This is a genomic window from Burkholderia sp. Ac-20384, from assembly GCF_017104605.1.
GTDB classification, from domain to species: Bacteria; Pseudomonadota; Gammaproteobacteria; order Burkholderiales; family Burkholderiaceae; genus Burkholderia; species Burkholderia lata.
The window spans coordinates 1-2,388 of record NZ_JAAGPE010000566.1 but is presented as its reverse complement, the minus strand read 5'-3'; the positions used below and the strand labels follow the sequence as shown (position 1 = coordinate 2,388).

Below are 2,388 nucleotides of genomic sequence, written 5' to 3'. Positions count from 1 at the left end.
GCTGCGCACGGCGTTCGCGCCGATCGACACGGCCGCGTTGCGCGACCGTGCCACGCAGCTTGCTGCGCGGCGCTTGCCGACGCCGGACGATGCCGGCGCGCTGAACGCATGGTGCATGACGGTGCCCGTTTGCGCGGTTGCCGATCTGCTCGGCTTCGACGAGACGCAGCTCGACGATATCGCGGCCCAGGTCGTCGATTTTGTCGCCGCGCTGTCGCCGCTGTCGGATGCCGTGGCACTGGCCCGCGCGAGCGCCGCCGCGCGGCAGCTGCTCGACCGGATGACGGCGCGCGTCGCGCAGTTGCATGCGCATGACGGCACGCTCGTCGCCGCGGTGCAGCAGGCGGCCCGCGCATCGGGCTGGCAGGCGAGCGGCGGGCTGGTCGCGAATCTCGTCGGGCTGTTGTCGCAGACCTGCGAGGCGACTGCCGCGTGGCTCGGCAATACGCTGGTGGCGTGGAGCGGGGACGCGGGCGCGAGCGCTGCGCGCGTGGTTCCGGACGATGCCGCGCTCGACGCATTCGTTGCCGAAGTCGGGCGCTTCGATTCACCGGTGCAGAACACGCGCCGCTTCGTCGCATCGCGCACGACGATCGAAGGCGTGACCGTCGAAGCCGGCGACGCGATTCTCGTCGTGCTTGCCGCCGCGAACCGCGACCCGGCCGTGCATCGCGATCCGCACCGGTTCATGCCTGGCCGCGCGGCCGGGCCGAACTTCGGCTTCGGCACGGGGCCGCATGGTTGCCCGGGCGAGCGGATCGCGCGGGCGGTGACGGCGGGGGCGTTCGGGGCGTGGCTGCGTGCGGGCGGTGTGGCACCGCACGACGGGCTGGCGTGGGACTACCGCGCGTCGACCAACGTCAGGATGCCGAAGTTCGACGCGGCACGGTGAAGGGGAAAGAGGGACTTAACGGCAGCCTTGCTTCTCCGCCCATTGCTCCTGGGCGGCGACGCGGCGTTGCACGCGTTCGACGAGACCGGTCGAGAAGGTCCGCATGCTGATACCGCGGCGCTTCGCGAGGATCGTCTGCGCGACATCGGTGCGCGGGTTCGGCTGGCAGGCCCAGTACAGCGTCATCAGCCAGCCGATGCCGGTCCACCCGAACAGCGCGTTGAACATCGCGACCGTCAGCTTGTCGTGCCGGCCACGCCGGTCGGCAATGACCGCCGGCAGAAAATAGATCGCGATCGCGGCCACCGAACCGGCCACTTGAATCAGGACTGCGTTCTGCATGTTGCTGCTCCATCCGAACTGCAATGGGACTGATTGTCGCGCTTTTTTCGTTTGCGTGCAGGGCGTGGACAGGCAATTGATTGTTGCGTTTTTAATGACGATCAGTCGGCTTCGGCGTTCGCCGGCTGCACTTCGTTGCTCAACGCGAAACCCTCGTCGAGCCAGCCCGTCACGCCGCCGATCATCAGCTTGACCGGCCGGCCGAGACGCGCGAGCTGGATCGCCGCGCGCGCGGCGCCGTTGCAGTGCGGCCCCGCGCAATAGACGACGAACAGCGTGCCGGCCGGATAGCCGGCGAGCTTGCTCTCGATGATCTTGCGGCGCGGCAGGTTGCGCGCGCCGGGTACGTGGCCGGCGGCGAATTGGTCGGGGCCGCGCACGTCGAGCAGTACGAAATCGGGCGCACCCGATGCGAGCGCGTCGTGCACGTCCCAGCAATCGGTCTCGAATCGCAGCGACGCCTCGAAATGCGCAAAGGCGGCGGGGCTGTCGGCGGCGGGCACGTCGGTGACGCAGGACATGGACAAGTTCTCCTGAAGGTTGCGCAGAACGCGGTGGAATGAGGGGCAGTATCGCGGTTCGGCGCGTTTCGCGGCAGTGGCGCGATCGACAAGTTCCGGTAACATCGCGCCATGCACAATCATCTCGTCGTCGCGCTCGCCTACGATCGCCTCTGCACGTTCGAATTCGGCTGCGTGGTCGAACTGTTCGCCCTCGAACGCCCCGAGCTCGGAGTCGACTGGTATCGCTTCGCCGTCTGCGCGAGCGAGCCGGGGCCCGTGCGCGCGGCGGGCGGCATCACGGTCGCCGCGCCGTATCGGCTCGCGACACTCGATCGCGCGGACACCATCGTGATTCCCGGCTGGCGCGATCCGGACGAACTGCCGCCGGAACCGTTGCTGAAGAAGCTGCGGGCCGCGCATCGCCGTGGCGCGCGGCTTTGCTCGATCTGCTCGGGCGTGTTCGTGCTGGCCGCGGCCGGCGTGCTCGACGGCCTCACGGTGACGACCCACTGGCGCTATGCGGAGAAACTGCAGGCACGCTATCCGGCGCTGCGCGTGAATCCCGATGCGCTTTATGTCGACGAAGGGCAGGTGATCACATCGGCCGGATCGGCGGCGGGGCTCGACATGCTGCTGCATCTCGTGCGTCGA

Annotated in this window: 4 protein-coding genes; 2 read left to right on the top strand and 2 right to left on the bottom strand. The window is 68.8% G+C overall.

The window, feature by feature from the left end:
• A partial coding sequence (locus tag G3O00_RS41745; RefSeq protein WP_206146496.1) for a cytochrome P450 occupies positions 1-892 on the top strand: 892 nt, incomplete at its 5' end.
• A gap of 15 nt (positions 893-907) precedes the next feature.
• Here G3O00_RS41745 and G3O00_RS41740 read toward each other — a convergent pair.
• Both G3O00_RS41740 and G3O00_RS41735 read right to left on the bottom strand, forming a co-directional pair.
• A complete protein-coding gene (locus G3O00_RS41740) occupies positions 908-1,234 on the bottom strand; it encodes a superinfection immunity protein (RefSeq protein WP_011354384.1) in 327 nt (108 codons plus the stop codon).
• 101 nt (positions 1,235-1,335) lie between these two features.
• Positions 1,336-1,755, bottom strand: coding sequence for a rhodanese-like domain-containing protein (locus G3O00_RS41735; RefSeq protein WP_206146495.1), 420 nt, complete (start codon positions 1,753-1,755; stop codon positions 1,336-1,338).
• Between the two features lie 111 nt (positions 1,756-1,866).
• Between G3O00_RS41735 and G3O00_RS41730 the strand changes: the two genes are divergently transcribed.
• Positions 1,867-2,388: DJ-1/PfpI family protein (locus G3O00_RS41730; protein WP_206146494.1), on the top strand; the 522-nt coding region annotated here is incomplete at its 3' end.